Source organism: Pedobacter sp. SYSU D00535, from assembly GCF_017355855.1.
In the GTDB taxonomy this organism is placed as follows: domain Bacteria; phylum Bacteroidota; class Bacteroidia; order Sphingobacteriales; family Sphingobacteriaceae; genus Desertivirga.
In genome coordinates this window covers 104,240-130,107 of the sequence record NZ_JAFEWD010000006.1, presented here as the reverse complement: position 1 = coordinate 130,107, position 25,868 = coordinate 104,240, and the positions used below count along the sequence as shown (strand labels likewise).

The window sequence follows — 25,868 nt, the reverse complement described above, 5'->3', positions numbered from 1 at the left end:
ATATAAGAAGAAAGTATTCGAACCGTGCGGCTGGCCGTTTATTTGACGGGGCCGGTGGCGATGATGTTTTCTGAGGAACCGGAATTGGGGTAATTTAAGTCGAGATAGGAGGCGATGGTATGCGCTAATTGTTTTGTATAATAATGTCCTTTTGCCTTGACTTCTCCCAAGGGTTTTGTGTCCGGTCCCATCACAGCAAACCAAGTGTGATTGGAACCGATCTTATCAATGCCATGACCTCTCCAGGATCTTCTTCCGGCACCTCTTCCATGGTCGGTAGTAATTAGCAGAGTGGTTTTATCTTTATAATGTTCGTTTGATTGAATAAACTCCCAAAGGTCTTTGATATATGCATCCGTTTTAGTTGCCGACTCCAAATAATCGTCGTATCGTCCTTCATGGGCATACTCGTCTGTTTCACCATAAGCAATTAGTACCAGTTTTGGAAAATTCTTCTTCATGTACTCTTTGGCGTACTGGTGAGTGAACTCGTCAAGGCGGGTAGAACGCCAGGGACTGGGCGTGTGCTGCTGCAAATGATTGAGGTATTTTTCCCTGAAAGTGAGCTTGACTTTCGCCGTATCATGCCCGGCATTAATGTAAATTCCTGACCGACGCTTAGCTAAGATGTAATGAAATACATCCCAGGAAGCGAAGGCAGCGACCTTGTCCTGAAAGCCTCGTTGTTGATTAGCGAATTCGAGGATGGTTTGATTAGGATTATCGACCCGGGCGTTACTCCTGATCCGCCTATCGGTATTTCCGGTTAACAGCTCATTATATCCGGGATAGGAAAACCAATATCGGTTCGCAACATTAACCTTATTACCCAATTCCCGATTACCGTATATCTGGCCATTTTGCACCAGGGTTGACCACATAAAAGGAAACAAGGCCTTCCTTCGTTTAACGGGACTATCATTCCAATACTTATCCTTCAGGCCAGGAACATCCTTTACATATTTTTTATTACTGACGATCTTGGGGTCCGCTCCCGAAAAGAGCTCTTTCCAACGCAATCCGTCAAGCGTAACTAGAACTACATTTTCAGTTTTAGTTTGCGCGGGCAGTTGAACATACAGCAGCGCAAATAGGAAAGTAAACACAATTGTTTTTGACCGCATAGGATAAATTTCTTTCTAGCTCCTGTTGTAACAATTGCTATTGAAGTCAGGTTTAGTTTTTTGTAATTTGGCATTATTTCCTATTTTCACGATGCTCAAACATCTTACATTTTACTTTATGAAAAAGACAACTTTGTCATTCCTTTTGGCCATCTCGCTTTTTTTAATTAGCCTTACCTCAACCGCGCAGGATTCTCTACGCACGGCTGATCGTTCCCTAAACGGCCAGTATCAGGAGATGTTGAGACGCTCTTGGACACAGCAAGGGTACAAGGTAGTGCATCCCTCCCGGCTCAGCGCCTTGTGGAAGAGTGTGCAGGACAGTCTCCGTGCCGAACGAAAAAAATCGCCACAGCTGAGACAACAGGTAGATGAACAAAGACAAACTATCGAAGAATTAAAAAAGCAAGTAGCCACCCATCAGGCTAACCTTGAAAAGTCGGAAGCTGCTGTTAACGAAGTACAGCTGTTGGGAATGTCGGTAGATAAAGTGACGTACAATTCCATCATGTGGGGAATTGTAGCGGTGTTAGCACTGGCGCTGGCAATTGTGGTATTTACTGCAGGTAAAAGCGTAAGAGAAGCACGGTACAGAAGACAGCTTTATGATGAACTATCTACCGAGTATCAAGCGTATAAGGTAAAAGCTAACGATAAAGAGAAAAAACTCGCTCGTGAGCTCCAAACCGAAAGAAACAAAATAGAAGAATTATTAAATAAAGGATAAATCAGTCAAGTTATCCCGAAAACAAAAGCCCGTCCAGAAATCTCTGAACGGGCTTTATCTTTTTAAAATCTCAGCTAGTTACACTTTGATCTCAACTTCAACACCGCTAGGTAATTCAAGTTTCATAAGCGCGTCTACAGTTTTAGAGTTAGAGCTGTAGATGTCCAACAGTCTTTTGTAAGAGCAAAGTTGGAACTGCTCACGAGCTTTCTTGTTTACGTGCGGTGAACGCAATACTGTAAAGATTTTTTTCTCAGTTGGAAGAGGAATAGGACCACTAACAACAGCACCTGTAGGTTTTACAGTTTTAACGATTTTCTCAGCTGATTTGTCAACCAGGTTGTAATCGTAAGATTTTAATTTGATTCTGATTCTTTGGCTCATTTTGTTTTTTTAATTAAATCAGCTGTAAGAGCTATTTATTACACCTGATGTTATCTTTTGAAAGGTAAAAAGCATTCACCTTTTACCTTTCTGATTTTACCTTAATTAGGCGTTTACAGACTTACCTTTTGCTTTCGCAACAACTTCGTCCTGAACGTTCTTAGGAGCTGGTTCGTAGTGATCAAACTCCATGGTAGAAGTAGCACGGCCTGAAGTGATAGTACGCAACTGAGTTACATAACCAAACATTTCAGAAAGTGGCACCAACGCTTTGATAACCTGCGCACCGTTACGAGTGTCCATACCTTGCAGTTGGCCACGACGACGGTTCAAGTCTCCCATTACATCACCCATGTTTTCTTCTGGTGTAAGAACCTCAATTTTCATAATTGGCTCCATTAACACAGGTTTACATTTTGGTAATGCCTCACGGAAAGCAGAACGAGCTGCAATTTCGAAAGATAATGAGTCTGAATCGACTGCGTGGAATGATCCGTCGATCAAGCGAACTTTCATGTCTGTAACAGGGTATCCTGCAAGCACACCGTTCGACATGGAAGCAGCAAATCCTTTCTCAACAGAAGGAATGTATTCACGAGGGATAGCACCACCCACGATTTCATTTACAAACTGAAGACCAGTTTTACCTTCATCAACAGGAGAAATGATTACCTGGATATCAGCGAACTTACCACGACCACCAGTTTGTTTCTTGTAAGTTTCACGGTGTTGAACAGTACCAGTGATAGCCTCTTTATAGGCAACCTGAGGAGCTCCCTGGTTAACTTCTACTTTGAACTCACGTTTCAAACGGTCCATGATAATATCTAAGTGAAGCTCACCCATTCCGGAAATAACTGTCTGACCAGTATCTTCGTCTGTTTTTACAACGAACGTTGGATCCTCTTCAGCCAATTTACCAAGAGCCAAACCTAACTTATCCATGTCGGCCTGAGTTTTAGGCTCGATCGCTAAACCGATAACCGGCTCAGGGAACTGCATAGACTCAAGAACGATAGGTGCTTTCTCATCACAAAGAGTATCTCCTGTTTTGATATCCTTAAATCCAACTACCGCAGCAATATCACCAGCACCTACGTTAGGGATAGGATTTTGCTTGTTGGCGTGCATTTGGAAAATACGAGAGATCCGCTCCTTGTTATCAGAACGAGTATTGTATACGTAAGAACCTGCTTCCAGATTTCCGGAATAAACACGGATGAAACATAGACGACCAACGAATGGGTCAGTTGCAATCTTAAATGCAAGAGCAGCAAAGGGCTCATTTACATCTGGTTTACGAGAAACTTCTTCTCCTGTGTTAGGGTTTGTTCCTGTGATTGCTTCCTGATCCATTGGTGAAGGAAGTAATTCCATCACATAGTCAAGCATAGTTTGAACACCTTTATTTTTGAAAGATGAACCGCAAGTCATCGGAACGATTTTACCAGCAAGTGTAGCCTGACGTAATGCATCAAGAACTTCACGCTCAGTAATGGTAGAAGGATCATCGAAGAATTTCTCCATTAATGACTCATCATACTCAGCAACTGCTTCAAGAAGTTTTTCTCTCCACTCGTTTGCTTCATCGATCAAATCGTCAGGAATTGGCACCTCGGTAAAGGTCATCCCTTTATCATGCTCATTCCAAACAATACCACGGAAGTTAATCAGGTCAACCACACCTTTAAACTGGTCTTCAGCACCGATAGGTATTTGAAGAGGCACAGCGTGACTTCCTAACATTTCACGTACTTGTTTAACAACCTTCAAAAAGTCAGCACCAGAACGGTCCATTTTGTTAACGAAACCGATACGAGGTACGTTGTAGTTGTTAGCAAGGCGCCAGTTAGTCTCAGACTGAGGCTCAACACCATCAACTGCCGAAAATAAGAATACAAGTCCGTCCAATACACGAAGAGAGCGGTTCACCTCAACGGTAAAGTCCACGTGCCCCGGAGTATCGATTACGTTCACTTGATATTTATTTCCTCTGTAGTTCCAGAATACAGTGGTAGCAGCAGAAGTAATGGTTATTCCCCGCTCTGCTTCCTGAACCATCCAGTCCATTGTTGATGCACCTTCATGCACCTCTCCAATTTTGTGGTTCACACCTGCGTAATAAAGGATACGCTCAGTTGTGGTAGTCTTACCAGCATCGATGTGAGCAGCGATACCAATATTTCTAGTAAATTTTAGATCTCTTGCCATTTTATATGATTTCTTTGATTTTTAAACGATTACACCGATTCTCGTTAAACGCGTAATCGGTGTAGTCATTATCAATCGATGTAATCCTTTTTTATTAGAAGCGGAAGTGTGAAAACGCCTTGTTCGCCTCAGCCATTTTGTGAGTATCTTCTTTCTTCTTCACTGCAGCACCTTCGCCTTTAGAAGCAGAGATAATTTCACCGGCTAATTTTTCCATCATAGTTTTTTCACCACGACGACGAGCGTAAAGGATCAACCATTTCATACCTAGAGCAATTTTACGCTCAGGACGAACTTCAGTTGGAACCTGAAAGTTAGCACCACCTACACGACGAGATTTAACCTCAACAGCAGGCATTACGTTGTTTAATGCTTTTTTCCATGCCTCTAAACCGCTTTCACTAGTTCTTTTTTCTACCAGCTCAACTGCGTCATAGAAAATAGAGTAAGCAACAGATTTTTTTCCGTCGTACATCATGTTGTTCACAAAACGTGTAACCATCACGTCATTGAACTTAGGATCAGGAAGGATAATGCGTTTTTTTGGTTTTGACTTTCTCATTTCTTAATCCTCCTTATTTCTTTTTACCTTTTGCAGGAGCCGCCGCTGGCTGTCCTGGTTTAGGGCGTTTAGTACCATATTTTGAACGACGTTGATTTCTTCCGTTAACACCAGAAGTATCTAGTGCACCGCGGATGATGTGATAACGTACACCTGGTAAGTCTTTCACACGACCGCCACGAATCAACACGATAGAGTGCTCTTGTAAGTTGTGTCCTTCACCAGGGATGTAAGCGTTCACCTCTTTTCCGTTGGTTAAACGAACACGGGCCACTTTACGCATTGCTGAGTTTGGTTTCTTAGGGGTAGTGGTGTATACACGGGTACACACGCCTCTTCGCTGTGGACAGCTGTCCAACGCTGGGGATTTACTCTTATCCTCCAGAGCTACTCTACCTTTCCTAACTAATTGTTGAATAGTAGGCATTTACTGTTTTTTAGTTTTTAAAATTGCTTTAAATATTCTTTTCCCAAAATGGGACTGCAAAAGTAGGGAAGTTAATTTTGATTATCAATAGGTTAATGAAAAAATAATCTTTCCCGGAAAGGAGTCTTTTTAGCTGCTTATCGGAAACACCTGGTAGTAAAGTACCCTCAAAATTTGTTAGCAATCAGCGATTAATCCCTCAAACAAATTCCTCAACGAGCAGAGCGTAGCACCGAACCGTTCTCTAAAGAGGCGTATAAAGGGAACCAGGACACTTGAACACTATGCGGTAAGCAAGCTTTTTTCCTCCCCCACCTCCTACGCAACAAAGCTCAACATGAATTATAAACACTGAAAGCCGCTCCCCTGCAAATGCAATTCAGCAGCTTCTTTTTTCTTCGAAGCCTTACTAATCTAACAACGTTCTTTCGCTCTTCTTGCAACCTAGAAGCACTTTCCCTAGGAGTATCGAAAATTAAAAATTACTAAAATTCATAGCATTCCTGAAGAAGATTACTAACTTTGGTTTCGGTAGCGACATGACAATTTCTATTTTTTACAACCTAACCTAGCACTATGCCGAAGAACATCGAATTAGAACTGGCTTACAATTTCGTTCAATACACTGATAGGAATGTGTTTTTAACAGGGAAGGCCGGAACAGGAAAAACTACCTTTTTACATCATCTCAAAAAAACAACTGCTAAAAGAATGGCAGTAGTAGCTCCAACCGGTGTTGCCGCCATCAATGCAGGTGGTGTTACCATCCACTCTTTTTTCCAAATGCCCTTTGGGCCTTTTATTGCTAAAAGCCTGAATGCGAATAATGGCATCAACAACGAGCATCAGAAAAGATTTACCAAGGATAAGATCAATTTAATCCAAAGCCTGGATCTTTTGGTGATTGATGAGATCAGTATGGTGCGGGCAGATATGCTGGATGGAATTGACGAAATATTGAGAAGATTCAAGAACAGACATAAGCCTTTTGGAGGAGTACAATTATTAATGATCGGAGACCTCCATCAGCTATCGCCTGTAGTAAAGGAGGATGACTGGAAAGTACTCCGTCCTTATTATCCTAACTTATACTTCTTCAATAGCAAAGCCTTGCAGGCTGCACAGCCCATTTCTATTGAGTTAAAGCATATCTACCGCCAGTCAGATCAACACTTTATTGATCTCTTGAATAATGTAAGGGAAAACAGAATTGATCAGACCGTTTTAAATGAGCTGAATCAGCGATTCATCCCCGGGTTTACGCATACAGACGAAGAAGGATATATCACGCTAACTACCCACAATGCTACCGCGAATGATATTAATCAAGGAAAACTACGCGAGCTGAAAGAAGCGGCACGAGTTTTCACCGCAACAGTGAACAACGAATTCCCGGAATATAGTTTCCCAACGGTGGTCGACTTAGAGATTAAGGTGGGAGCCCAAGTCATGTTTGTTAAGAATGATTCCTCTCGGGAGAAATTATTCTACAATGGCAAGATTGGAAAAGTTAGCAGCATCACAGAAGAGAGCATTTATGTAAAATGCCCGGGAGACCATCATGAAATTGAAGTGACGCGGGCCGAATGGCAAAACATCAAGTATGAGCTCAACCCGGAAACAAAAGTAATTGAAGAAAAAGTAATCGGGAGTTTTATACAGTACCCTTTGAAACTGGCTTGGGCTATCACCATCCACAAGAGTCAGGGACTCACTTTTGAACGGGCGATCATTGATGCAAGTTCTTCCTTCGCTCACGGTCAGGTGTATGTTGCATTGAGTCGCTGCAAGAGTTTTGAGGGCATGGTACTCAGTTCACCCATCACTTTACATAGTGTAAAAACAGATACGACTGTAGCCGAATATAACCGGAAAGCTGACGAAAACCGCCCGGGGGAAGAAACGCTCCTGACATCCAAAATCAGCTTCCAACAGTCTTTACTATACGAGCTGTTCAGCTTTAAGCCCGTCCAAAGCCGCTTCTTCTATCTCAAAAAGCAGGTTGAAGAGAACGATCATCTGCTCACCGGCTCGCTGAATGAGGACTTAAATCAAATAAAAACGCAGGCAGATAAAGAGATTTACCAGGTCGCCGAGACATTTGAGCGGGAACTTAAGCGGATTCTGACAGAACAGGAGCTCCCCGAAGATAATTTATCACTTCAGGATCGCGTGAAGAAGGCTTCAGGCTATTTCTCCGCCAAGGTGGAACAATTACTTTTGGAGCCCATAAAACAACTATCAGTTGAAACCGATAATAAAGCTGTAAAAAAGGCTATCGCGGAAGCGACTGAACATTTAGCAAAAGAAGTTATAGTTAAACTGGAATGCCATAAGCTCTGCATTAACGGTTTTGACACCCTCTCCTACCTCAAGACCAAAGCTAATGCAGAAATCGACTTTTCAGCAAAGCCCATAAAAGCAGCAAATACGGCTGTTGCTCCACCCTCAACTATCGCACATCCTGATCTGTACACAGCCCTTAAAAGTTGGAGAGACAATTTAGCACGGGAAAGGAAGGTACCGGTCTACCTCGTACTGCCTTCAAAAGTACTGGCCGATCTAACCGCTATCCTGCCGATAAGCCTTTCAGAACTAGAGCAGGTAAAAGGTTTTGGAAAACAAAAAATCAAACAGCTAGGAGCAGAAATTCTTGAACTTATCAGCTCCTATTGCAGGGAGAACGGAGTTGAGAGAAAGTCTTCAACCCTGGGCATCCCGAGAGAAGAAAAGCCAAAGACTGACACAAAAAAAATGAGCCTGGAACTGTTTAAGGCTGGCAAAACAGTTGAGCAGATAGCGCAAGAACGAGGGTTGACCACTTCTACGATCGAGGGGCATCTCAGCCATTTTATTGCCAGTGGAGATGTTCAACTCTATGATCTTATACCTGAAGAGAAAGCGAAGCGGATTATACAGTTTTTTCAGGAGAATCAAACAATCTCTCTGAATGAAGCTAAAGCTGCTTTAGGAGAAGAAGTAACATATAGCGAATTAAGGGCGGCGGGGAAGTATATTCAACTGATGGAAACCCAATAGCCAAGAGTGCTGTTAAACAGGCTAAACCGTAACCATGAAAAATGCGTCTCTTAGCCTCCTTGCACTGTTAGCCGGCGTCCCCACCTATGCCTGCACTACGTGTAGCCGGCGATTACAACAAGCCATCTTTAACAGCTCCTTTCTTCCAAATCTCTTTTTCATGATCTCACCTTTTTTGGTGTTAGGATTGATCGTTGCAATGCTTGCATTCGTTGCAGGCAAAAGAGAGTTGTCTAACAAGAGGGACGAGAACATGACAATAAGGACCGCTCCACTCATTGCCGCGACCTGTACCATAGGTATTGGCTTAGGCGGGTTTGTAGACGGGATCGTGTTCCATCAGATTCTTCAGTGGCATCAAATGTTGTCTAACTCACTTCCGCCAGTAACGTTGGAAGCAAAGAATGTAAATATGTTTTGGGATGGGATCTTTCATGCATTCTGTTTTCTGGCTACCGTGATTGGAATTGTGTTGCTATGGAAAATCGCAAAAAGGCAGGATACCTTAATTTCAGACCGCCTATTTGCTGGCGGCTTACTGTTGGGATGGGCTATATTTAATATAGTGGAAGGAGTGGCGGATCACTATCTGCTGAAACTACATAACGTTCGTGAAATCACAGAGTACGTCGATGGCTGGAATTTTGGATTTCTAGCTTTTTCAATCCTGATGCTGGTGGTGGCACTATTGATAATTAAAAAAGGCAGGCTCCGAAACTCATTTAAATGAGAAAGCCGGCTGATACACCGGCTTTACTGTCAATCTTTTCCTTTCCAAACATTATTTGATGTGTCGCTATCAGGCAACACGTGATCAGGGTCGAGCGTTACGGAAACTATATCTTCAGTAGTGGGAGCCTGGAACGTCCAAACTTGATTTCGAGCCCAAACCTCTACAGGCAACCTTACCCTGCTAGTCTTTCCACTTTTAGTTTTGATCTCTACAACAGTTGGCATAGGCATCTTCTGTAGATTAGCCACTGTGATGAGAACGCCATTCTTTGAATTATTCTTGGCGTAATTTACTGCTACAATCGCCTGATCGAAGCTCCAGTTGTTAAGGAACCAGCCCCGCCAAAACCAATCGAGCTTCTCGCCAGCCACATTTTCTATTGTGCGGAAGAAATCATCCGGTGTGGGATGTTTGTACGCCCAACGTTCTATATACTCCTTCAGCGCTCGGTCAAACCTTTCCGGCCCTAGGATTTCGTTCCTCAAGATGGTCAACCCCATAGCGGGTTTATAATAAGCCAATAAACCTATGTTCGCCTCTTTCATATTATCCGGACTAGTAGCAATGGGTTCTAGATGAGGTGCTGTTATCACCTTAGCCCACTGGTGCATATCCATTTTCGGTTCTTTGTACTCGCCTTTGTTGAAGGCTTCGCTGGTGAGTGTATTGATAAAGGTGTTAAAGCCCTCGTCCATCCAAGCGTGCATTCGTTCGTTTGAGCCAACAATCATTGGAAACCAGATGTGGCCAAACTCATGATCTGTAACCCGCCAAAGAGAAGCATTTTTATCTTTCCAATTACAAAAAACGATAGCTGGGTATTCCATGCCTCCAACGTTAGATGCTACGTTTACAGCCACTGAATATGGGTATTCCATCCATTTTTGCGAGTTAAGTTCGATAGAAGCTTTTACATACTCAGTAGATCTTCCCCATCCCGCGTTTCCACTACTTTCTACTGGGTAAGCAGATATCGCTAAAGATTTTTTACCACTTGGAAGGTTAATACGGGCCGCATCAATGATGAAAGCAGACGATGCCCCCCAGGCAAAATCCCTCGAATTCTCGATCCGAAAACGCCATGTAAGTTCATTTTTCCCTTTTGGTCGCGACTCTGCACTCCCTACTTCTTTAGCTGTGCGAATAAACACAGTGCTTTCGCTTGTCGCAGCTTGCTGCCAGCGTTGTATCTGCTCTGGCGTGTATACCTCCCGCTGATTTAGCAGTTCCCCCGAAGCTACCACCAGGTGATTGGCCGGCACTGTAATATCTACGTCGAAGTTCCCATATTCAAGGTAAAACTCGCCTGGACCTGTATAGGGATGAACGTTCCAGCCCCGCACATCGTCATACACGAACATTCTGGGATACCACTGTGCTACGCTAAAAATCTTCCCATTCTTGGTCTCCAACACCCCCATCCTGTCTGAGCCGTAGGTTGGAGCAATAAAGGAAAAGTCGACCCTAAATCTTAGTTGTCCCCCTTGTGCCTTTAAACTCTGGGGAAGGATAATTTGCATCCGCGTGTCGTTTATGGAGTACTCCATATCTTTTTCCGCGCCGCTAGTCACAAGCTTTACTGCTTTAATTTTGAACCCGGCGTCAAACTGCTGGCCCCGAGCACCATTTCGGCTGCCGGATAAAGGTACTATAGCAGATCCAATGGATTCTTGCTTAAATAGGTTTTGATCCAATTGCAGCCACAGAAAATCGAGTTCGTCCGGACTGTTGTTCGTATAGGTGATAATTTCTGACCCGGAAATCTCGTTGGTGGTTTCATTCAAGCGCACCGAAATTTTGTAGTCAGCACGGTTTTGCCAGTAGGCAGGCCCTGGCTTACCACTTGCCGATCGGTATTGATTACCACTGGTCGTATAAAAACCAGCGCCGAATGCTGCATTATAATCGTAGTTAGAAGAAATCTGTAATTTTTGCGGATCAACCTGTTGGGCATGAGAAAGGCTGGCATAACAAAGAACCAGCACCATGCCGAAGAAATATCTAAATGTATTCATACTGTGCTTTTGAGTACTATAAAAGTCTTCCCGCGGAGAATTGTTTATAAACGGCGGGAACACGTTGTAATTAAACTATTGGAAGGAAGTTTTAGTACTATCGAACCAGGTTTTCCAAGGCATCAGGATTAAAACCCAGAACGAGCGCCTCTCCTTTTTCTACTACCGGACGTTTAATAACGCTCGTTTTATCCATCATTAGCTGATATGCTGACCTTGCGTCTACCACACTGTTTTGGGCCTCTGGGTCTAACTTTTTCCAGGTAGTTCCTTTTTTATTCAAAAGGCTTTCCCAACCCAGTTTAGCATTCCACTCTTCCAACTTTTCCTCCGAAATGCCTAACTTTTTAAAATCGTGAAACTCGTATTCCACCTTATTTTCATTGAGCCAGTTTAAAACTTTTTTTACAGTGTCGCAGTTTTTGATTCCGTAAACTTTCATCCATCAAATTTAACAGAAATTATTGGCACAGGCAGCTACCACGGTTTTGTAACAGAAAAACTAGAGATCCAACTCTTGAAAATTAGATTAAATTTGCTCGACAAAAGCTTAAGAATTAACAACAAAAAATGAATTCAGCGAAAAAAGTAATGGTAACGGGCTGCTTCGACTTATTACACAGTGGGCACGTTGCATTTTTAAAAGAGGCTTCCAAGCTGGGAGAAGTTTACGTTTGCATCGGCAACGACGAAAATGTTTATCAACTTAAAGGAAGATATCCCGTTAATCCGGAAGCTGAACGAAGATACATGATCGAAGCACTGGCTGGTATTAAGGCATGTAGAGTGAACAAGGGTTTTGGCATTATCGATTTCATCGAGGAACTAGAGGAAATTAAACCGGACATCTTTTTGGTAAATGAAGATGGCGCAACGCCCGCAAAAGAAGAAATATGTAGGGAGAAGAAGATCGAATACCGCATTATGCAGCGAATTCCACACGAAAACCTGCCACCTCGGTCTACGACAAGTTTACGTACAGAATGTCTGATTCCCTTCCGTATAGACCTTGCCGGAGGTTGGTTAGATCAGCCTTTCGTGTCCAAATATTACCCGGGCCCTGTTCTAACGATCTCCATAGAACCTACAATCGAATTTAATAACCGGAGTGGAATGTCTTCCAGTACAAGAAATAAAGCTATTGAGCTTTGGAGAACAGAAATCCCTACCGGTGACCGGGAAAAGCTGGCAAAAATACTTTTCACGTATGAAAACCCGCCAGGAACGAAGGAAGTTGCAGGCTCTCAAGATGCTTTAGGAATTGTTTTGCCGGGACTGAATCGCTTATACTACACCGGTTCCTACTGGCCAGACCAGATTGAGTCAATCTGCGATGAAGAAACACTTACGTGGATTGAGTCTCATCTGAACCTGGTAACGCTCGGACCTCGCACCTCTGAATATTCGGTACTTGACAACACCAATATCACCGAAGAAGGAGCAAAAGCACTATCGGAAGCAGCAGAGAATTGCTGGAAAGCTATTCAGGCCAGAGACGTCATCGCTTTTGGAAAATACTTTACCGACTCGTTCGAAGCTCAGATCGCTATGTTTCCTAATATGGTGAATGACGATATCTTAAGACAAATTGAAGCTTACAAGGATAAAGTAGCGGGTTGGAAACTGAGTGGAGCCGGAGGTGGAGGATACTTAATCTTCGTATCAGAAAAACCTTTGGAAAACTCTATAAAAATCAAAATCCGAAGAAAAGATAATACTTAAAAAGTCAAGGGCCCTCAGTGAGGGCCCTTGACTTTTTTAAAGTTTTAATTCCCCCCGCCTTTACCGCCGGAGACGTCGTCGTTATTTATTCCTCTTTTTCCTTTCTTAATCTGATCCTTCAATTGCCCGAACTTATAATTAACGCTAAATTTAAAGCTCCTGTAGTAATTCTGAAACAATTCCGACTGGGTAAACAACGTCCCATAAGTTTCATTTCTCCAGGTCCTGAACTTTTGGAAAGGATTGCTGACCGAGCCTGACAGCGTCAACTTTTTATTCAGGAGCTCCTTGGAAAGACTTGCAGAAGTATAGTAGTAAGGGTTCGACTGCCCCTGCAGAGTTATCCAGGCGCTATAGAAACCACCGTTCAGCCCAGCTCTCCAGTCATTTTTAAACTTGTAACCGGCATATCCGTAGATATTTCCCTGCATCCCGTCGTTCTTAAGTAACGCTCCATCAATAACTCCTTCCATAAACACATAAGACAGTCGACCGTTCACATTAAAATTGAAGCTTTTTATCTGCTGATTCGTACTTAGGTTAAAGCCGAAATCCTTGTTTTCACCGATATTTTCAAAGGTGGCCCTGCTCACCTTTCCATCTAATCGGTTCACATACTGAATGGTGTTATTGGCGAAGGAATAACTTAAACCGGAATTGATGGATGCTTTTTTGAAGATGCTGTAGCTAAGTTCAAAGCTATGATTTAAAACCGGCTTCAACTGTGTATTTCCCCTTTGGGTAAAATTCTCGTTAAACTGCGCTTCAAACGGATTCAATTGCCAAATGCTGGGCCGTTGTATTCTTTGGGTGTACCCTAAATTTATACTGCTGTTGTTTTTAAACTTGCGCTGCAGGGAAACGGAAGGGATGAGGTTATTATAATCTGTTTTGAAGAAGGATTTAGAAGAGACAAAGTCTGCATCTACTAGGGTTCGCTCCAGACGAAGCCCCGCCTTTACTCCCCAATCTTTCAGCTTTAGCTGATAAGAGTTGTAGAAGCTGTAAACGTTTTGACGATAATCGAAGTTGTTCGACATCGCTTCATTAACCACAAAATCATTTTCATCATTATAAATGCCGTATTCGTAATCGCTGAAATTATTACGTAAGATGAGCTTCAAACCTGCTTCGGCATTTACTTTCTTCACAGGGTGCAGGTAATCCAGCTGAATAGTCTGCTCCTTCGCTCCCGAAGTATTATTACGACCATTATTCGGTGTCTTTTCTGATGGCTGGTAGCCGTAGTAATTAGTCGAAAAGAAGTCACTGATACTTTCCTCTTTTTCACTGTTAAACTTATACGAGCCTGTCAGCAGCTGTTCCTTATTTCGCTTAAAGCCCAATTGATAGTTCAGTCCCAGCTCATAGCCTCTCCAGTCATAGCCACTGGTGTTATCAATACGATATCCCCTGGCACCTGTCCCGGCACTCTCTTCAATGCGCTGCAGGCTATTATTATTACCGTTCCCTCCGTTATAACCAAGCTCCGCCGTGATCAGATTGAGCGTATCAATTTCATAGCTTAGCTCCGCGTTAGAATAACGGTAGCTATTTCTGTTCTCCCGCTCGCCGGAAGTAATAAGGCTGCCGGTTGGGGTGGCGTTCGCGGAAAGTGAGGTTCTCAGAAGTGAAAAGTTGGTATTGGGTGTGTTCCTCCAATTTCCTCCTGAGTAGGAAGATACTCCAAACTTTTCTCCTTTTGCGGTTATCTGTCCGTTTAATCCAGGACCGTAGGGGGCGTTATACGAAGTCGATACAGACGCATTATAGCCCTTATCAACCTTTTTATTGGTGATGATATTAATAATTCCTGCTATTCCCTCTCCATCATATTTAGCCGGAGGAGTAGTAATTACCTCTATTTTCTGGATATTACTGGCCGGCATACTTTTAAAAACATCTTTTGGACTTCGGGCAACCATCGAAGACGGTCTGCCATTGATCAACACCTTGAAGCTGCCACTTCCTTTCACCTGGATATTATCGTCTGCATCAATTGACACCAATGGCATTTTTCGAAGCATATCAAGGACGTTATTTACCTTATTCTCCGGATCCGCCTGCACATCGTAGGCTATTCTATCAATTTCCTGTTTCACGAGAGGCCGGTCTGCGGTGATGCTTACCTCGTTAAGTTGATTTTGCTGGGCGGCCAGGCGTAAACTACCAGCATCGTAACTAGTGCTGCTACCATCGAGGCTAACTTCTTTCGATATCCCCCTATAGCCTACTGAAATAATATTTAACTTGTAAGTACCCTTCTGGAGATTAGCGAAGCTAAAAGTACCCTTCGTTGAGGTGAGGGCGGTCTTCACAGGCTTATTATCTGCGGACTTTAAGGCAACAGTAACGTATTCAAGTGCTTTCCCCGAGGCGGAATCAACTACCGCTCCCTTAATTTGATAGGTGGGATTTGAGCTTTGGGAGTAGGCTGGGACGATAAACAAGAAGCTGAAAAAAACGGTCAAGCTTCTAACTACATTTAGGTTCATATAGGTACAGTTCTATTGTTACAATACTGTTGGCTAAATTCCTAGCTTGCTTACTGAACCGACCCGACCCAACTAAAAACTTAGTTCATAAATCTAAGGTTTCTTTTTCCTCTTAAATGTTAAATAATGTTATTTCTGATTATAAGACGCACGATTTTTTCAAGAGTTACAGGCAATCAAAAAAGTAGATGAGTTTAGGTTTAGAAATCCATAAATTATTTATTAAATCGAGTCATCGTTAGCTCCACGCCTACGCTAACAAAGCTTTCGATCATTTCTATAGATCGATCAATTAATTGTGGGAGTTCCGGAACTTCATCTGTATCGAAACTACTCAGTACGTAGTCAACCTGTCTTCCTTTAGGATAATTATCACCAATACCGAACCGCAGCCTCGGGTAATTCTGCCCACCTACCAATGCTTCGATGCTTTTTAATCCGTTATGGCCGGCATTGCCTCCTTTTGGTTTTAAGCGAATGGTTCCAAACGGTAAGGCTAGGTCGTCCACCAACACAAGAATATTTTCAACCGGAACCTTTAGTTCATGCATCCAATAATTAACAGCCTTGCCACTAAGGTTCATATAGGTAGTAGGCTTGATAAGATGCAGCGACCTACCTTTAAAACTGTAGTCAGTATAATACGCTAATCGGAGGTTTGCAAAACTTGTTCCCGCCTTTTTTGCTAAAGCATCGAGAATCATAAAACCTATATTATGCCGGGTATCTGCATATTCAGAACCAATATTGCCCAAACCGACGATCAGATATTTCATGAGACAAAAGTAAAACGATCCTGCAAATTGAAAAAGCTATTCCAAATATACAGGCAACGAAGGGGTAAAAAAAAAGCAGCACCGAAGTACTGCTTTAAACTCTTGTGAACTTTAAGTTTATTTATTTCTTGCTGCTTCCTGCTCAGCCTGACGAAGAGCACGAGATGTAGTAACAGATACGATTGTATCCTCAGGGGTGTTAGTAATATCGAAGTTTTCGAATTTCAAATCACGTACACGTACTGATTTACCTACTTCTAATGGCTCGATGCTTACTTCTACAAATTGAGGCATATCTTTAGGAAGTGCTTTAACACGTAGTTTACGTAATTTCTGAACAAGCTTACCCCCCATTTTAACGCCAGGTGAAGTTCCGGTTAATTTAACAGGGATCTGCATTACTACTGGCTTATTCTCATCTAACTGATAAAAATCAACGTGTAATACTTGTTCTGTTAATGGATGAAACTGAGCATCCTGAACAATGGCTTTAGTTGCTACACCATCTACATTGATTTCCACAAAGTGAACATCAGCACTGTAGATTAATGGTTTCAAATCACTTGCAAGAACTGCAAAATGAGTTTGTTCTTTTCCACCATATAAAACTGCTGGTACTTTTCCTTCGTAACGCAGTTCCTTAGCGTCGCGTTTCCCTACGTTCTCTCTGCGAGAACCGCTAATAGCGATAGTATTCATGTTATTAAAAATTATAATTTAAAAATTAAATTCACTGGTTGTATTAATGACCTTCTAATCTACCTTAAACAATTCGCTGATAGACCCATGCTCGTTCACATTCGCTATTGCTTTTGAAAATAACTCAGCTGTAGAAAGCACTCTGATCTTTGGCGATTGCTGCTTCAACGGGATTGTGTCGGTAACGATTAGCTCAGTTAATACCGAGTTCTCCACGGTTTCATACGCCTTTCCAGACAATACCGGATGCGTACATACCGCTCTTACACTGCTTGCTCCGTTCTGCATAATTAAATCGGCAGCCTTCGCAAGTGTACCCGCCGTGTCGCAAATGTCATCGATTAAGACGATATCTTTTCCGGTTACATCCCCGATAATCGACATCGACTCAATTTCGTTTGCTCTTTTTCTCCTCTTATCACAAATCACTACCTCTGCGTTGAAAAACTTAGCAAAAGTACGTGCCCGATATGATCCCCCCATATCCGGAGATGCTACGGTGAGATTTGGAAGATTTAAACTCTTGATATATGGAACGAAGATCACGGCAGCATCAAGGTGATCCACAGGAATATCGAAAAACCCCTGAATCTGCGCTGCATGCAAATCCATCGTCATAATCCTGTTTGCACCAGCAGCTGTTATCAGATTAGCAAAAAGTTTTGCACCGATAGCAACCCGGGGTTTATCCTTCCGATCCTGCCTTGCCATTCCGAAATAAGGTACCACTACTGTAATATAATGTGCTGAAGCCCTTTTTGCAGCATCAGTTAACAATAGTAGCTCTATTAAATTATCATATGGCTGATTGGTAGACTGGATTAGAAAAACATCGCACCCTCGAACTGTCTCATTGAAAGATGGCTGAAACTCTCCGTCACTAAATCGGGAGATTACTACATCTCCTAATTCTTTACCATAACACTCAGCTATTTTAGCGGCTAAAGCAGTTGAGCCAGAACCGGCAAACAATTTTACAGGATTAAACTGCTGTGGCATTTGATATAGAGTTTAAAAAAAATTCGGATTGTGGCTATCACAATCCGAGCTTTCTTTTAGTTGCCCGACCAGGATTCGAACCTAGACAAACTGAACCAAAATCAGTTGTACTACCTTTATACTATCGGGCAATTCACCGTGGTTAACTATGTCTCCCAAACGGAATGCAAATATAGAGGCATAAATTAAAAAGTGCAAATGAAATTTATTTTTTTTCTGATGCCCATTTTCTGGCCGGTATTAAAATATGTTAAAGCCTTACCTTCGCGGTTGCTAATTGATTTAGATTCACTATTTTCGGCTTCCATATCGTTTGAGGTATACTTTTATGAATTACACAAGACTAAATAATTTACTTGGATGGGTTTGCTTTCTGATAGCTACTATAACCTATACATTAACGCTGGAAACAACTACCAGCTTTTGGGATACAGGGGAATTTATAGCATCAGCATATAAGCTTCAAATTGTTCACCAACCAGGTGCTCCACTGTTTATCATGATTGCAAAAGTTTTCTCTCTGCTGGCCGGAGGAGATAATACTAAGGTTGCTTTCTGGATGAATATGAGTTCTGCATTAGCCAGTGCAGCTACCATTCTATTTCTTTTTTGGACCATTACCGCTCTGGCAAGAAAAGTATTATGGAAAAAAGGAGAAGATTTAACGACAGCTAAACTGATTGCAATTATGGGCTCTGGTTTAGTAGGAGCCCTGGCTTACACCTTCTCCGACACATTCTGGTTTTCTGCAGTAGAAGCAGAGGTATACGCCTTGTCTTCACTCTGTACTGCTATTGTTTTCTGGGCAATTTTAAAGTGGGACCACCATGCGGATGAACCGGGGGCAGACAAATGGCTGATCTTCATCGCTTATATTATGGGCTTGTCCATTGGTGTGCACCTTCTTAACCTGCTTGTTATTCCAGCAATTGCTTTAATATATTACTTCAGAAGAAGCAAAAAGATCAGCACCAATGGGACGGTGATAGCCTTACTTGTAGGTGTGCTAATTCTGGGAGTTATCCAGTACGGTATCATCCAGTACATCGTTAAGTCCGCTGCTTATTTTGATCTCTTTTTCGTCAATTCTCTTGGCTTAGGATTTGGAAGCGGGGTGATTGTGTTCGCGCTTCTTGTTATTGGAGGATTAACCTATGGAATCTTGTATTCAATCAAAAGATCAAAGCCGATTCTTAATCTTGCACTGGTATGTGTTACGTTTATTCTTATCGGATATAGCTCTTTTGCACTTATCGTTATCCGCGCCCAAGCTGATCCTACCTTAAATAATAGCGACCCGGATAACGTATTTGCGTTGCTAAGCTATCTTAACCGTGAGCAGTACGGCGACCGCCCTTTGATGTATGGAGAATATTTTGATTCAGAACCGATTGATTATAAAGAGGGAGCAAATATCTACCGCCAGGGAGAAGAAAAATATGAGGTTGCCGGAAAAAAATTCGAGACCGTATACGACCGAAATACCCTACTCCCGAGAATTTACAGTCAGGACCCACAGCACGTCAGTTTCTATCGCGACTGGTTAAGAATCCCTGAAGGAACACAGTCTACCTTCGGCAAAAATCTTGAGTTCTTTTTCACCTACCAGGTAGGACACATGTACGCCCGGTACTTCTTCTGGAACTTTGTAGGCAGACAAAACGACGATCAGGGTCACGGTAATTTCACTTCAGGAAACTGGCTGAGCGGTATTAAACCTCTGGACGCCTTACGCTTAGGATCGCAGGATAATTTACCTCCAAGTATCGCTGAAAATGATGCGTATAACCGTTTCTATTTTCTCCCCCTTATTATTGGAATATTTGGAGCGATTTGGCATTTCCGCAGAAATCAAAAAGATGCTGGGGTTGTTGCCTTGCTATTCTTCTTCACAGGACTCGCTATTGTATTATACCTTAATCAGAATCCATTGCAGCCGCGGGAAAGGGACTATGCCTATGCAGGGTCATTTTATGCGTTTGCAATATGGATAGGCCTCGGCGTAGCGGCGCTTTCAGAATGGGCTTCAAAGAAAACCAGCGGCGTAACCGCTGCATCCCTTGCTACTGTCCTCTGTCTTGTAGCAGCACCGGTGTTACTTGCGAAAGGCGGCTGGGATGACCATGACCGGTCAGACAAACGAACTGCACGTGATTTTGCCATCGATTATTTGGAGTCATGTGCGCCTAATGCTATTCTGTTTACTTATGGAGATAATGACACTTATCCCCTATGGTATGCGCAGGAAGTAGAAAACATTCGGCCAGATGTTCGGATTGTAAATCTGAGTCTGTTAGGAACCGACTGGTATATCCGTCAGATGAAAGAAAAAGTTAACCAGGCCGCAGCGCTTCCGATAACAATGCCTAATGAAAAGTTTGTTCAGGGTGTGCGGGATGTGATCAGGTACTACGACTATAAAATTGAGGGAGCGGTTGAGTTAAAGACGCTATTTGAGGTGATCACCTCAGATAACGACAACGATAAGGTGCCGATGCAGGATGGCAGCAAAGAGAACATTCTTCCAACAAAGAATTTCAAACTTACGGTAAATCCACAGCGCGTGCTTGCAACTAATACAGTACGACCAGAATTAAGAGATAGCATCGCCGCTAGTCTCGAGTGGACCTACAACAAAAACTATATCACCAAATCTGAGCTGGCTATGCTCGATATCTTAGCTCATAACAACTGGGAAAGGCCTATTTACTTTGCGGTAACTGTCCCATCTGATAATTATATCGGTCTTCAAAAGTATCTGTACAATGAAGGGTTCGCATATCGCCTGTTACCATTAAAGCCAGCTAATCAAGTAGCTGATTCAACAAATGCAAGACAAGAACAGCAGGAGCTGATCAATACCCCCGCCATGTACAACAACGTGATGAACAAGTTTGTATGGGGTAACATGAAGAATGCAAGCTATCTGGATCCCGAGAGTACCCGGATGATTGCTACTATCATTAAAAGCTTTAACATTCTTGCCGAGAAGCTCTTAGCCGAAGGTAAGACTGAAGAAGCTAAAAAGGTGTTGCAAAAAGCACAGGAGGTGATACCAGAACAAAACTACCTGTTCTATTACATATTACACAAATATTACACGGCGGATCTATTGTATAAGGTCAACGAGCCAGCGAAGGCCAATAAGCTGATGGAAAGCTTGGCTTCTTATATCGAAAGAGAACTAAACTATGTCCACCAGATCTCAACGGGGATAAGACCAAACTTGTCTACCAACGACGTTCAACTGGGAATATCGGTATTGAACGAGATGATCAAGACAGCCGAAGCTAATAAACAGCCTGCAGTAGCTAGTTCATTGCGAAACAAGTTCCAGGCACTCGAGAGCAAGTTTTTGACAGGGTACTAAACAAAAAACCGGGAGCTTTCCCGGTTTTTTTTTGCTTTATTAGACTGCCTGTTTATTGTTCTACCACAACTCCCATCGAGCAGAATTTTTCAATTCGGTCATTTACCACCTTGCTAATGTCCTCACTTTTTAAGGCCTGGATATCTTCAAGTATTTTAGCTTTAAGTGTTTCAGCCATTTGCTGTGGGTCCTGATGAGCACCGCCCAGAGGTTCCGGGATAATGCCGTCAATCAGTTTATTCTTATACATGTCTTCAGCGGTCAGCTTCAATACCTCTGCGGCCCTTTCTTTGTAATCCCAGCTTCTCCATAGGATAGAAGAGCAGGATTCAGGAGAAATTACGGAATACCAGGTGTGTTCCAGCATGTAGACTTTATCACCGATCCCTATACCCAAGGCACCTCCAGAAGCACCCTCACCAACAATGAAGCATACGATAGGCACGTTCAATACTGACATTTCTAACAGGTTACGTGCTATCGCCTCCCCTTGTCCGCGTTCCTCGGCCTCGAGCCCTGGGAAAGCGCCCGGAGTATCAATGAAAGTAATCACAGGCTTATTGAATTTCTCTGCCAACTTCATAAGGCGGAGTGCTTTCCGATATCCTTCTGGATTGGCCATACCAAAATTACGATATTGTCGAAGTTTGGTGTTAGTACCCTTCTGATGACCTATCACCATTACGGTTTGCCCGTTTATCGTAGCAAAGCCACCAACAATCGCTTTGTCATCTTTCACTGTTCTGTCTCCATGAAGTTCTATGAAATCGTCACATATCATTTCAATATACTGGAGCGTGTATGGCCTTTCGGGATGGCGGGAAATCTGGACTTGCTGCCAGCCTGTAAGGTTGCTATATATTTCTTTTTTAGCTGCCTCAAGTTTTGCTTCCAGTTCAGCAAGGGTAGCAGACATGTCCACTTTTGTCTTTTCCGCCACTTGCTTTACCTTGTCAATCTGGTGCTGAAGGTCAGCTATCGGTTTTTCAAAATCAAAGGATGTTTTCATTCGCAATCTCTAACAAATTGGGCTAAGTTAGGAAATTTAACGCCGTAATGGAAAACGGTTTTTAAGAAGAGCTCCCCAGGCAAGATCAAGCATGCCCGTAAATCTTAATATAATGGCTAGTTCGTCCCCTCCCAAGGGCAACCTTTACTCTAGTTAATCACAGGTAGAGTCAAGACCTGAGGATGTCAGCCCTCCGAGGAAGTCGTACTGGTGTTCATAGAGGCAATCTTTTTAAGAGTTTCCGGAGAAATAGGCTTCGAGAAAAATCCCTTTACTACAGCATACTCCTGGGAACGAAACGAATCATTCGGATCAATTGAAGAGGTTACAATATAAACAGGCACTTCCTTCTGTGCAGCTTCTTCTACCTTAACAAATCGCTCGAGAAATTGCCAGCCGTTGAAACCAGGCATATTCAGATCTAGTAGAATTGCGTCCGGAAGCCCTTCTGATCTTTTGGATGCTTCAATCAAATCTACCATCGCCCTCTCCGGGTTGGTATAGCTGATGAAGTTCTCAAAAATACCATACTTCTTAATTAGGACCTCGGTTAAGCGATGATGACTGAGGTCATCGTCTATGATAAAGATTTTCGACATTGTTGAGATAATTGGTTAGGTAAAAAAATACCTGTTTGAACATTTATTAAACGGCCGGGAAGCTGGTGGAGTTACAAAATCCTCCTCCTTTTTTAATTTATTTTCCTTCTAGCTTAAAATTCTACTTCTGAAGGCGTCCCCCCCCGACAAGTAAAATGCTCCCTTCAGTAAAAGTGTCAGGCCCACACCTATTGGTTAATGTATCAAATGTAACAAAAAATAGATACGTTCAAATAAATTAACGGAAAAGAGAAAAACGACGACGGGTATAAGAAAAGCCGCTGACGCGGCTTGTGATTTTGCTCCTGAGGCTGGGCTCGAACCAGCGACCCTCTGATTAACAGTCAGATGCTCTAACCGGCTGAGCTACTCAGGAGTATCCGGTTGTAATATGTCTTCTTTTGCTCCTGAGGCTGGGCTCGAACCAGCGACCCTCTGATTAACAGTCAGATGCTCTAACCGGCTGAGCTACTCAGGAATCTTTTCCGGTTTTGGGACTGCAATATTCGGGATTTAAAATTATTAATCCAATATTTGTGAGCACTTTTTTTAAAAAATATGAGTCTAGTAATTATCGGTACAGTAGCATTTGACGCTATTGAAACTCCTTTCGGCAAAACAGATAAAATTGTAGGTGGAGCTGCTACTTACGCAAGTCTTTCAGCTTCATACTTTTATGATAAGGTAAAGATTGTTGGAGTGGTTGGCGATGACTTCCACCAGGAAGAAATTCAAGATTTTAAAAATCACGGAATAGATGTGGAAGGCCTGCAAATTAAGCAGGGTGAGAAGTCGTTTTTCTGGGCTGGAAAGTATCACAACGACATGAACAGTCGCGATACCCTTGCCACAGAACTCAATGTTCTGGCGGATTTTGATCCGATTATTCCAGAGTCGTACCAGGATTGTGAATACCTTCTATTAGGAAATCTTACTCCTCAAATTCAAAAAACCACTATCGAGCGATTGAAAAAGCGTCCGAAACTAATTGTGCTAGACACCATGAATTTTTGGATGGACGTAGCCCTGAATGATTTGCTCGAGACTCTAAAACTGGTAGACGTTTTAACCATCAATGACGCAGAGGCGAGACAACTTTCGGGCGAGTATTCCCTGGTAAAAGCAGCTAAAAAAATCCTGGAAATGGGACCAAAATACCTGATCATCAAAAAAGGTGAACATGGTGCCTTACTGTTTAATGAAGAGAAAATCTTCTCAGCTCCGGCCCTGCCTTTAGCTGAAGTTTTTGACCCAACTGGAGCTGGTGATACCTTTGCGGGTGGATTTATCGGATACCTTGCAAAAGTGGGAACTATCAATTTCAATAACATGAAGAACGCGATTATCTACGGATCTGCGTTAGCTTCATTTTGCGTGGAAAAGTTCGGAACGGATAGAATTAAGAATCTGACACAGGAAGAAGTTTCAGAGCGGATTCAGGATTTCGTTCAGTTAAGTAGTTTTGAAATAGAACAACTTTAGTTTGATTAAGCGGAGACTGCGGCCGGAAAACAGCTGCAGTCTCTTCCTCCCCCCGCTAGACCAAACGCCCTACCGCCTTAAATCGTTGAAAAACGGCTTCACTGTGGGGTGCATCCATCAACTCCTCAGTCAAATCTTGTCCCGCCCAATGCTCATAGTGCTTGCCATTACTCCATAACCGACTCTCCGTGACATCATAAATTACTCCTAGATAAGCAATCCAAATAGCAGGCTTATCTTGTCCGTTCCGCAAAGCGAGTTGCGACCGGGTATAAACAGGTAATTGATCTACCAAGCTGCATCCTTTCTTCTGAAGTATTCAAAAAACAAAACATTCATTAAAAGCATTGCCAGCGAATAAAAATGATCTTCAAGAGGAATAGTACCTACTCTGACACCGAGGTTCTCCATATCGTTATAAAGCACCACTGGCAAAGCAGTAAGCACTCCGTTCACGATGTAAAATGGCAAAAGTGAAACCAGGTAAGCCAGATAAAATCTTCCCAAATAGGGCGGCTTTTTTACCAGCAGAAAAATGGCGAGTGCTGACAGTAAGCCAAATGTTATAAGAGTATAGACTTTTTCATAGTTGAAGACTAGAAGCCCTACAGAAAGGAGCAATAAGCCTATTGTTATCAGTTGCTGATAGGGATTCAACAAATCTCGCTTAATGTAATAGTTAAGACACTCGTATATAAACAGGCAAGCAAAAGGAACGGTGATAAAAAAAAGGATTTCCTCTAACGGGAGATTCAAAAAATAGAGCCCCAGCACATAAGAATCATTGAACGACCAGACATCATATATGGTAAAAAGGTAATCCCAAAAAAGAAATAGGAGCCCACTGATGAAGAGGCCTGGGAAAATAAACTTCCACTTACTAAAGAAACGAACTCTGCTATCAAAGGACAGGAGTATTGGAAAGATAATAGTCAGGAAGTTTATAAGCAGATATGTGTATTGATTATCCATTTGAGATAGCTCTGTTTAAAACAGCCAATTCCTCTGCTGTGCATCGTTTTGTTTCTTTCATGAAGGATATGATATTCTTTAAAAGAGTCGCATCAATAGCACCGAACTCTCGTCTTTTGATCAAATCAACCATTTTCTTTCTATCGGCAGTCAGGTTTTTACTCATACCAAGAAAGGAAGGCAAATAATGTTCGAGACTAAATCTCAGGAAGCGGATTTCCAGGTTCTCGGGACTACGTGATACAGCCGTTTGCAAGGTCCTTAAACCGCTTTTTAAGAATGAAACCTTATTATAGGGATTGATGGCATGTTTTGCTCTTACAGATTGAGTCGCTCCAAAATAAGCAAGCAGTACCGGATCCGTCAGCTTTTGCTGTTTAAGCTCGCTATGTAGCCTATCCGCCACCTCTTCGCTAGTTACGGCTTGATAGTACTGCTGCCGTACTTGTTTCAAACTGGGTGTCTGCCCTAAAAAAGCAGAAATAGCGATTATGACGAGTGCCAGTATTTGCATTTAATTTTC

General features: G+C 42.5%; 22 protein-coding genes and 3 tRNA genes. 6 read left to right on the top strand and 19 right to left on the bottom strand.

Annotated elements, in window-relative coordinates; genetic code table 11:
* Nucleotides 1-38 precede the first annotated feature (38 nt).
* Nucleotides 39-1,124, bottom strand: coding sequence for a phosphoglyceromutase (locus J4N23_RS13950; RefSeq protein ID WP_207428180.1), 1,086 nt, complete (start codon nucleotides 1,122-1,124; stop codon nucleotides 39-41).
* Between the two features lie 118 nt (nucleotides 1,125-1,242).
* On the opposite strand from J4N23_RS13950, the gene J4N23_RS13945 reads away from it, so the two are divergent.
* On the top strand, nucleotides 1,243-1,851 hold the full coding sequence (locus tag J4N23_RS13945; protein WP_207428178.1) for a hypothetical protein: 609 nt from the start codon (nucleotides 1,243-1,245) through the stop codon (nucleotides 1,849-1,851).
* A gap of 78 nt (nucleotides 1,852-1,929) precedes the next feature.
* Here J4N23_RS13945 and rpsJ read toward each other — a convergent pair whose 3' ends face one another.
* The 4 genes from rpsJ to rpsL all read right to left on the bottom strand — a co-directional run bounded on the left by rpsJ (nucleotide 1,930) and on the right by rpsL (nucleotide 5,435).
* Nucleotides 1,930-2,235, bottom strand: a complete 306-nt coding sequence (gene rpsJ, locus J4N23_RS13940) for a 30S ribosomal protein S10 (protein WP_040627320.1) — start codon at nucleotides 2,233-2,235, stop codon at nucleotides 1,930-1,932.
* Nucleotides 2,236-2,340: 105 nt separating this feature from the next.
* Nucleotides 2,341-4,446 carry an elongation factor G gene (gene fusA, locus J4N23_RS13935; protein ID WP_207428177.1) on the bottom strand — a complete coding sequence of 702 codons (2,106 nt, stop codon included), beginning with the start codon at nucleotides 4,444-4,446 and terminating at the stop codon, nucleotides 2,341-2,343.
* A 94-nt stretch (nucleotides 4,447-4,540) separates the two neighbouring features.
* Nucleotides 4,541-5,008: a 30S ribosomal protein S7 gene (rpsG, locus tag J4N23_RS13930; RefSeq protein WP_207428176.1), complete on the bottom strand. Its 468-nt coding sequence runs from the start codon at nucleotides 5,006-5,008 to the stop codon at nucleotides 4,541-4,543.
* Between the two features lie 13 nt (nucleotides 5,009-5,021).
* On the bottom strand, nucleotides 5,022-5,435 hold the full coding sequence (gene rpsL, locus J4N23_RS13925; protein ID WP_207424095.1) for a 30S ribosomal protein S12: 414 nt from the start codon (nucleotides 5,433-5,435) through the stop codon (nucleotides 5,022-5,024).
* A 576-nt stretch (nucleotides 5,436-6,011) separates the two neighbouring features.
* On the opposite strand from rpsL, the gene J4N23_RS13920 reads away from it, so the two are divergent.
* Together J4N23_RS13920 and J4N23_RS13915 are read left to right on the top strand one after the other, a co-directional pair.
* On the top strand, nucleotides 6,012-8,474 hold the full coding sequence (locus J4N23_RS13920; protein WP_207428175.1) for a helix-turn-helix domain-containing protein: 2,463 nt from the start codon (nucleotides 6,012-6,014) through the stop codon (nucleotides 8,472-8,474).
* A gap of 34 nt (nucleotides 8,475-8,508) precedes the next feature.
* A complete protein-coding gene (locus J4N23_RS13915) occupies nucleotides 8,509-9,204 on the top strand; it encodes a DUF2243 domain-containing protein (protein WP_207428174.1) in 696 nt (231 codons plus the stop codon).
* A 29-nt stretch (nucleotides 9,205-9,233) separates the two neighbouring features.
* On the opposite strand, the gene J4N23_RS13910 is transcribed toward J4N23_RS13915, so the two are convergent.
* Together J4N23_RS13910 and J4N23_RS13905 are read right to left on the bottom strand one after the other, a co-directional pair.
* Entirely contained in the window at nucleotides 9,234-11,222 is a 1,989-nt protein-coding gene (locus J4N23_RS13910; RefSeq protein ID WP_242689238.1) for a M1 family metallopeptidase, read from the bottom strand.
* 97 nt (nucleotides 11,223-11,319) lie between these two features.
* Nucleotides 11,320-11,664 carry an ArsC family reductase gene (locus tag J4N23_RS13905; protein WP_207428173.1) on the bottom strand — a complete coding sequence of 115 codons (345 nt, stop codon included), beginning with the start codon at nucleotides 11,662-11,664 and terminating at the stop codon, nucleotides 11,320-11,322.
* A gap of 128 nt (nucleotides 11,665-11,792) precedes the next feature.
* Between J4N23_RS13905 and J4N23_RS13900 the strand changes: the two genes are divergently transcribed.
* A complete protein-coding gene (locus J4N23_RS13900) occupies nucleotides 11,793-12,944 on the top strand; it encodes an adenylyltransferase/cytidyltransferase family protein (protein WP_207428172.1) in 1,152 nt (383 codons plus the stop codon).
* 44 nt (nucleotides 12,945-12,988) lie between these two features.
* On the opposite strand, the gene J4N23_RS13895 is transcribed toward J4N23_RS13900, so the two are convergent.
* The 5 genes from J4N23_RS13895 to J4N23_RS13875 form a co-directional block, all read right to left on the bottom strand.
* Nucleotides 12,989-15,439, bottom strand: coding sequence for an outer membrane beta-barrel protein (locus tag J4N23_RS13895; RefSeq protein WP_207428170.1), 2,451 nt, complete (start codon nucleotides 15,437-15,439; stop codon nucleotides 12,989-12,991).
* Between the two features lie 215 nt (nucleotides 15,440-15,654).
* Entirely contained in the window at nucleotides 15,655-16,215 is a 561-nt protein-coding gene (gene pth / locus J4N23_RS13890) for an aminoacyl-tRNA hydrolase (protein ID WP_207428168.1), read from the bottom strand.
* Between the two features lie 117 nt (nucleotides 16,216-16,332).
* Complete coding sequence (locus tag J4N23_RS13885) at nucleotides 16,333-16,914, bottom strand: 50S ribosomal protein L25/general stress protein Ctc (protein ID WP_207428166.1); 582 nt, start codon at nucleotides 16,912-16,914, stop codon at nucleotides 16,333-16,335.
* Nucleotides 16,915-16,968: 54 nt separating this feature from the next.
* Nucleotides 16,969-17,913: a ribose-phosphate pyrophosphokinase gene (locus J4N23_RS13880; protein ID WP_207428164.1), complete on the bottom strand. Its 945-nt coding sequence runs from the start codon at nucleotides 17,911-17,913 to the stop codon at nucleotides 16,969-16,971.
* A 60-nt stretch (nucleotides 17,914-17,973) separates the two neighbouring features.
* Nucleotides 17,974-18,044 (bottom strand) — tRNA-Gln (locus J4N23_RS13875).
* Nucleotides 18,045-18,241: 197 nt separating this feature from the next.
* On the opposite strand from J4N23_RS13875, the gene J4N23_RS13870 reads away from it, so the two are divergent.
* Entirely contained in the window at nucleotides 18,242-21,283 is a 3,042-nt protein-coding gene (locus J4N23_RS13870) for a DUF2723 domain-containing protein (protein WP_207428162.1), read from the top strand.
* A 52-nt stretch (nucleotides 21,284-21,335) separates the two neighbouring features.
* Here J4N23_RS13870 and J4N23_RS13865 read toward each other — a convergent pair whose 3' ends face one another.
* From J4N23_RS13865 to J4N23_RS13850, 4 genes are all read right to left on the bottom strand, one after another.
* Nucleotides 21,336-22,292, bottom strand: coding sequence for an acetyl-CoA carboxylase carboxyltransferase subunit alpha (locus J4N23_RS13865; RefSeq protein ID WP_207428160.1), 957 nt, complete (start codon nucleotides 22,290-22,292; stop codon nucleotides 21,336-21,338).
* A gap of 185 nt (nucleotides 22,293-22,477) precedes the next feature.
* Nucleotides 22,478-22,891: a two-component system response regulator gene (locus tag J4N23_RS13860; RefSeq protein WP_207428158.1), complete on the bottom strand. Its 414-nt coding sequence runs from the start codon at nucleotides 22,889-22,891 to the stop codon at nucleotides 22,478-22,480.
* 302 nt (nucleotides 22,892-23,193) lie between these two features.
* Nucleotides 23,194-23,267 (bottom strand) — tRNA-Asn (locus J4N23_RS13855).
* A 28-nt stretch (nucleotides 23,268-23,295) separates the two neighbouring features.
* Nucleotides 23,296-23,369: transfer RNA gene (locus J4N23_RS13850), tRNA-Asn, on the bottom strand.
* 80 nt (nucleotides 23,370-23,449) lie between these two features.
* On the opposite strand from J4N23_RS13850, the gene J4N23_RS13845 reads away from it, so the two are divergent.
* Complete coding sequence (locus J4N23_RS13845; protein ID WP_207428156.1) at nucleotides 23,450-24,373, top strand: PfkB family carbohydrate kinase; 924 nt, start codon at nucleotides 23,450-23,452, stop codon at nucleotides 24,371-24,373.
* A gap of 55 nt (nucleotides 24,374-24,428) precedes the next feature.
* Here J4N23_RS13845 and J4N23_RS13840 read toward each other — a convergent pair whose 3' ends face one another.
* From J4N23_RS13840 to J4N23_RS13830, 3 genes are read right to left on the bottom strand one after another with little or no spacing between them, the layout of a single operon-like run.
* Nucleotides 24,429-24,668: a cytochrome b5 domain-containing protein gene (locus J4N23_RS13840; protein ID WP_207428154.1), complete on the bottom strand. Its 240-nt coding sequence runs from the start codon at nucleotides 24,666-24,668 to the stop codon at nucleotides 24,429-24,431.
* A complete protein-coding gene (locus tag J4N23_RS13835; protein ID WP_207428153.1) occupies nucleotides 24,662-25,345 on the bottom strand; it encodes a lycopene cyclase domain-containing protein in 684 nt (227 codons plus the stop codon). The genes J4N23_RS13840 and J4N23_RS13835 overlap by 7 nt, the downstream gene beginning before the upstream one ends.
* Nucleotides 25,338-25,859 (bottom strand): hypothetical protein, encoded by a 522-nt coding sequence (locus tag J4N23_RS13830; RefSeq protein WP_207428152.1) that lies wholly within the window; start codon nucleotides 25,857-25,859, stop codon nucleotides 25,338-25,340. Before J4N23_RS13830 ends, J4N23_RS13835 begins: the two co-directional genes overlap by 8 nt.
* Nucleotides 25,860-25,868: the final 9 nt, after the last annotated feature.

What these genes read in the sequence shown, in the direction of transcription:
- J4N23_RS13950 (WP_207428180.1), bottom strand. Translation starts at nt 1,124, where the DNA reads ATGCGGTCAAAAACAATTGTGTTTACTTTCCTATTTGCGCTGCTGTAT.
- J4N23_RS13945 (WP_207428178.1), top strand. Translation starts at nt 1,243, where the DNA reads ATGAAAAAGACAACTTTGTCATTCCTTTTGGCCATCTCGCTTTTTTTA.
- rpsJ (WP_040627320.1), bottom strand. Translation starts at nt 2,235, where the DNA reads ATGAGCCAAAGAATCAGAATCAAATTAAAATCTTACGATTACAACCTG.
- fusA (WP_207428177.1), bottom strand. Translation starts at nt 4,446, where the DNA reads ATGGCAAGAGATCTAAAATTTACTAGAAATATTGGTATCGCTGCTCAC.
- rpsG (WP_207428176.1), bottom strand. Translation starts at nt 5,008, where the DNA reads ATGAGAAAGTCAAAACCAAAAAAACGCATTATCCTTCCTGATCCTAAG.
- rpsL (WP_207424095.1), bottom strand. Translation starts at nt 5,435, where the DNA reads ATGCCTACTATTCAACAATTAGTTAGGAAAGGTAGAGTAGCTCTGGAG.
- J4N23_RS13920 (WP_207428175.1), top strand. Translation starts at nt 6,012, where the DNA reads ATGCCGAAGAACATCGAATTAGAACTGGCTTACAATTTCGTTCAATAC.
- J4N23_RS13915 (WP_207428174.1), top strand. Translation starts at nt 8,509, where the DNA reads ATGAAAAATGCGTCTCTTAGCCTCCTTGCACTGTTAGCCGGCGTCCCC.
- J4N23_RS13910 (WP_242689238.1), bottom strand. Translation starts at nt 11,222, where the DNA reads ATGAATACATTTAGATATTTCTTCGGCATGGTGCTGGTTCTTTGTTAT.
- J4N23_RS13905 (WP_207428173.1), bottom strand. Translation starts at nt 11,664, where the DNA reads ATGAAAGTTTACGGAATCAAAAACTGCGACACTGTAAAAAAAGTTTTA.
- J4N23_RS13900 (WP_207428172.1), top strand. Translation starts at nt 11,793, where the DNA reads ATGAATTCAGCGAAAAAAGTAATGGTAACGGGCTGCTTCGACTTATTA.
- J4N23_RS13895 (WP_207428170.1), bottom strand. Translation starts at nt 15,439, where the DNA reads ATGAACCTAAATGTAGTTAGAAGCTTGACCGTTTTTTTCAGCTTCTTG.
- pth (WP_207428168.1), bottom strand. Translation starts at nt 16,215, where the DNA reads ATGAAATATCTGATCGTCGGTTTGGGCAATATTGGTTCTGAATATGCA.
- J4N23_RS13885 (WP_207428166.1), bottom strand. Translation starts at nt 16,914, where the DNA reads ATGAATACTATCGCTATTAGCGGTTCTCGCAGAGAGAACGTAGGGAAA.
- J4N23_RS13880 (WP_207428164.1), bottom strand. Translation starts at nt 17,913, where the DNA reads ATGCCACAGCAGTTTAATCCTGTAAAATTGTTTGCCGGTTCTGGCTCA.
- J4N23_RS13870 (WP_207428162.1), top strand. Translation starts at nt 18,242, where the DNA reads ATGAATTACACAAGACTAAATAATTTACTTGGATGGGTTTGCTTTCTG.
- J4N23_RS13865 (WP_207428160.1), bottom strand. Translation starts at nt 22,292, where the DNA reads ATGAAAACATCCTTTGATTTTGAAAAACCGATAGCTGACCTTCAGCAC.
- J4N23_RS13860 (WP_207428158.1), bottom strand. Translation starts at nt 22,891, where the DNA reads ATGTCGAAAATCTTTATCATAGACGATGACCTCAGTCATCATCGCTTA.
- J4N23_RS13845 (WP_207428156.1), top strand. Translation starts at nt 23,450, where the DNA reads ATGAGTCTAGTAATTATCGGTACAGTAGCATTTGACGCTATTGAAACT.
- J4N23_RS13835 (WP_207428153.1), bottom strand. Translation starts at nt 25,345, where the DNA reads ATGGATAATCAATACACATATCTGCTTATAAACTTCCTGACTATTATC.
- J4N23_RS13830 (WP_207428152.1), bottom strand. Translation starts at nt 25,859, where the DNA reads ATGCAAATACTGGCACTCGTCATAATCGCTATTTCTGCTTTTTTAGGG.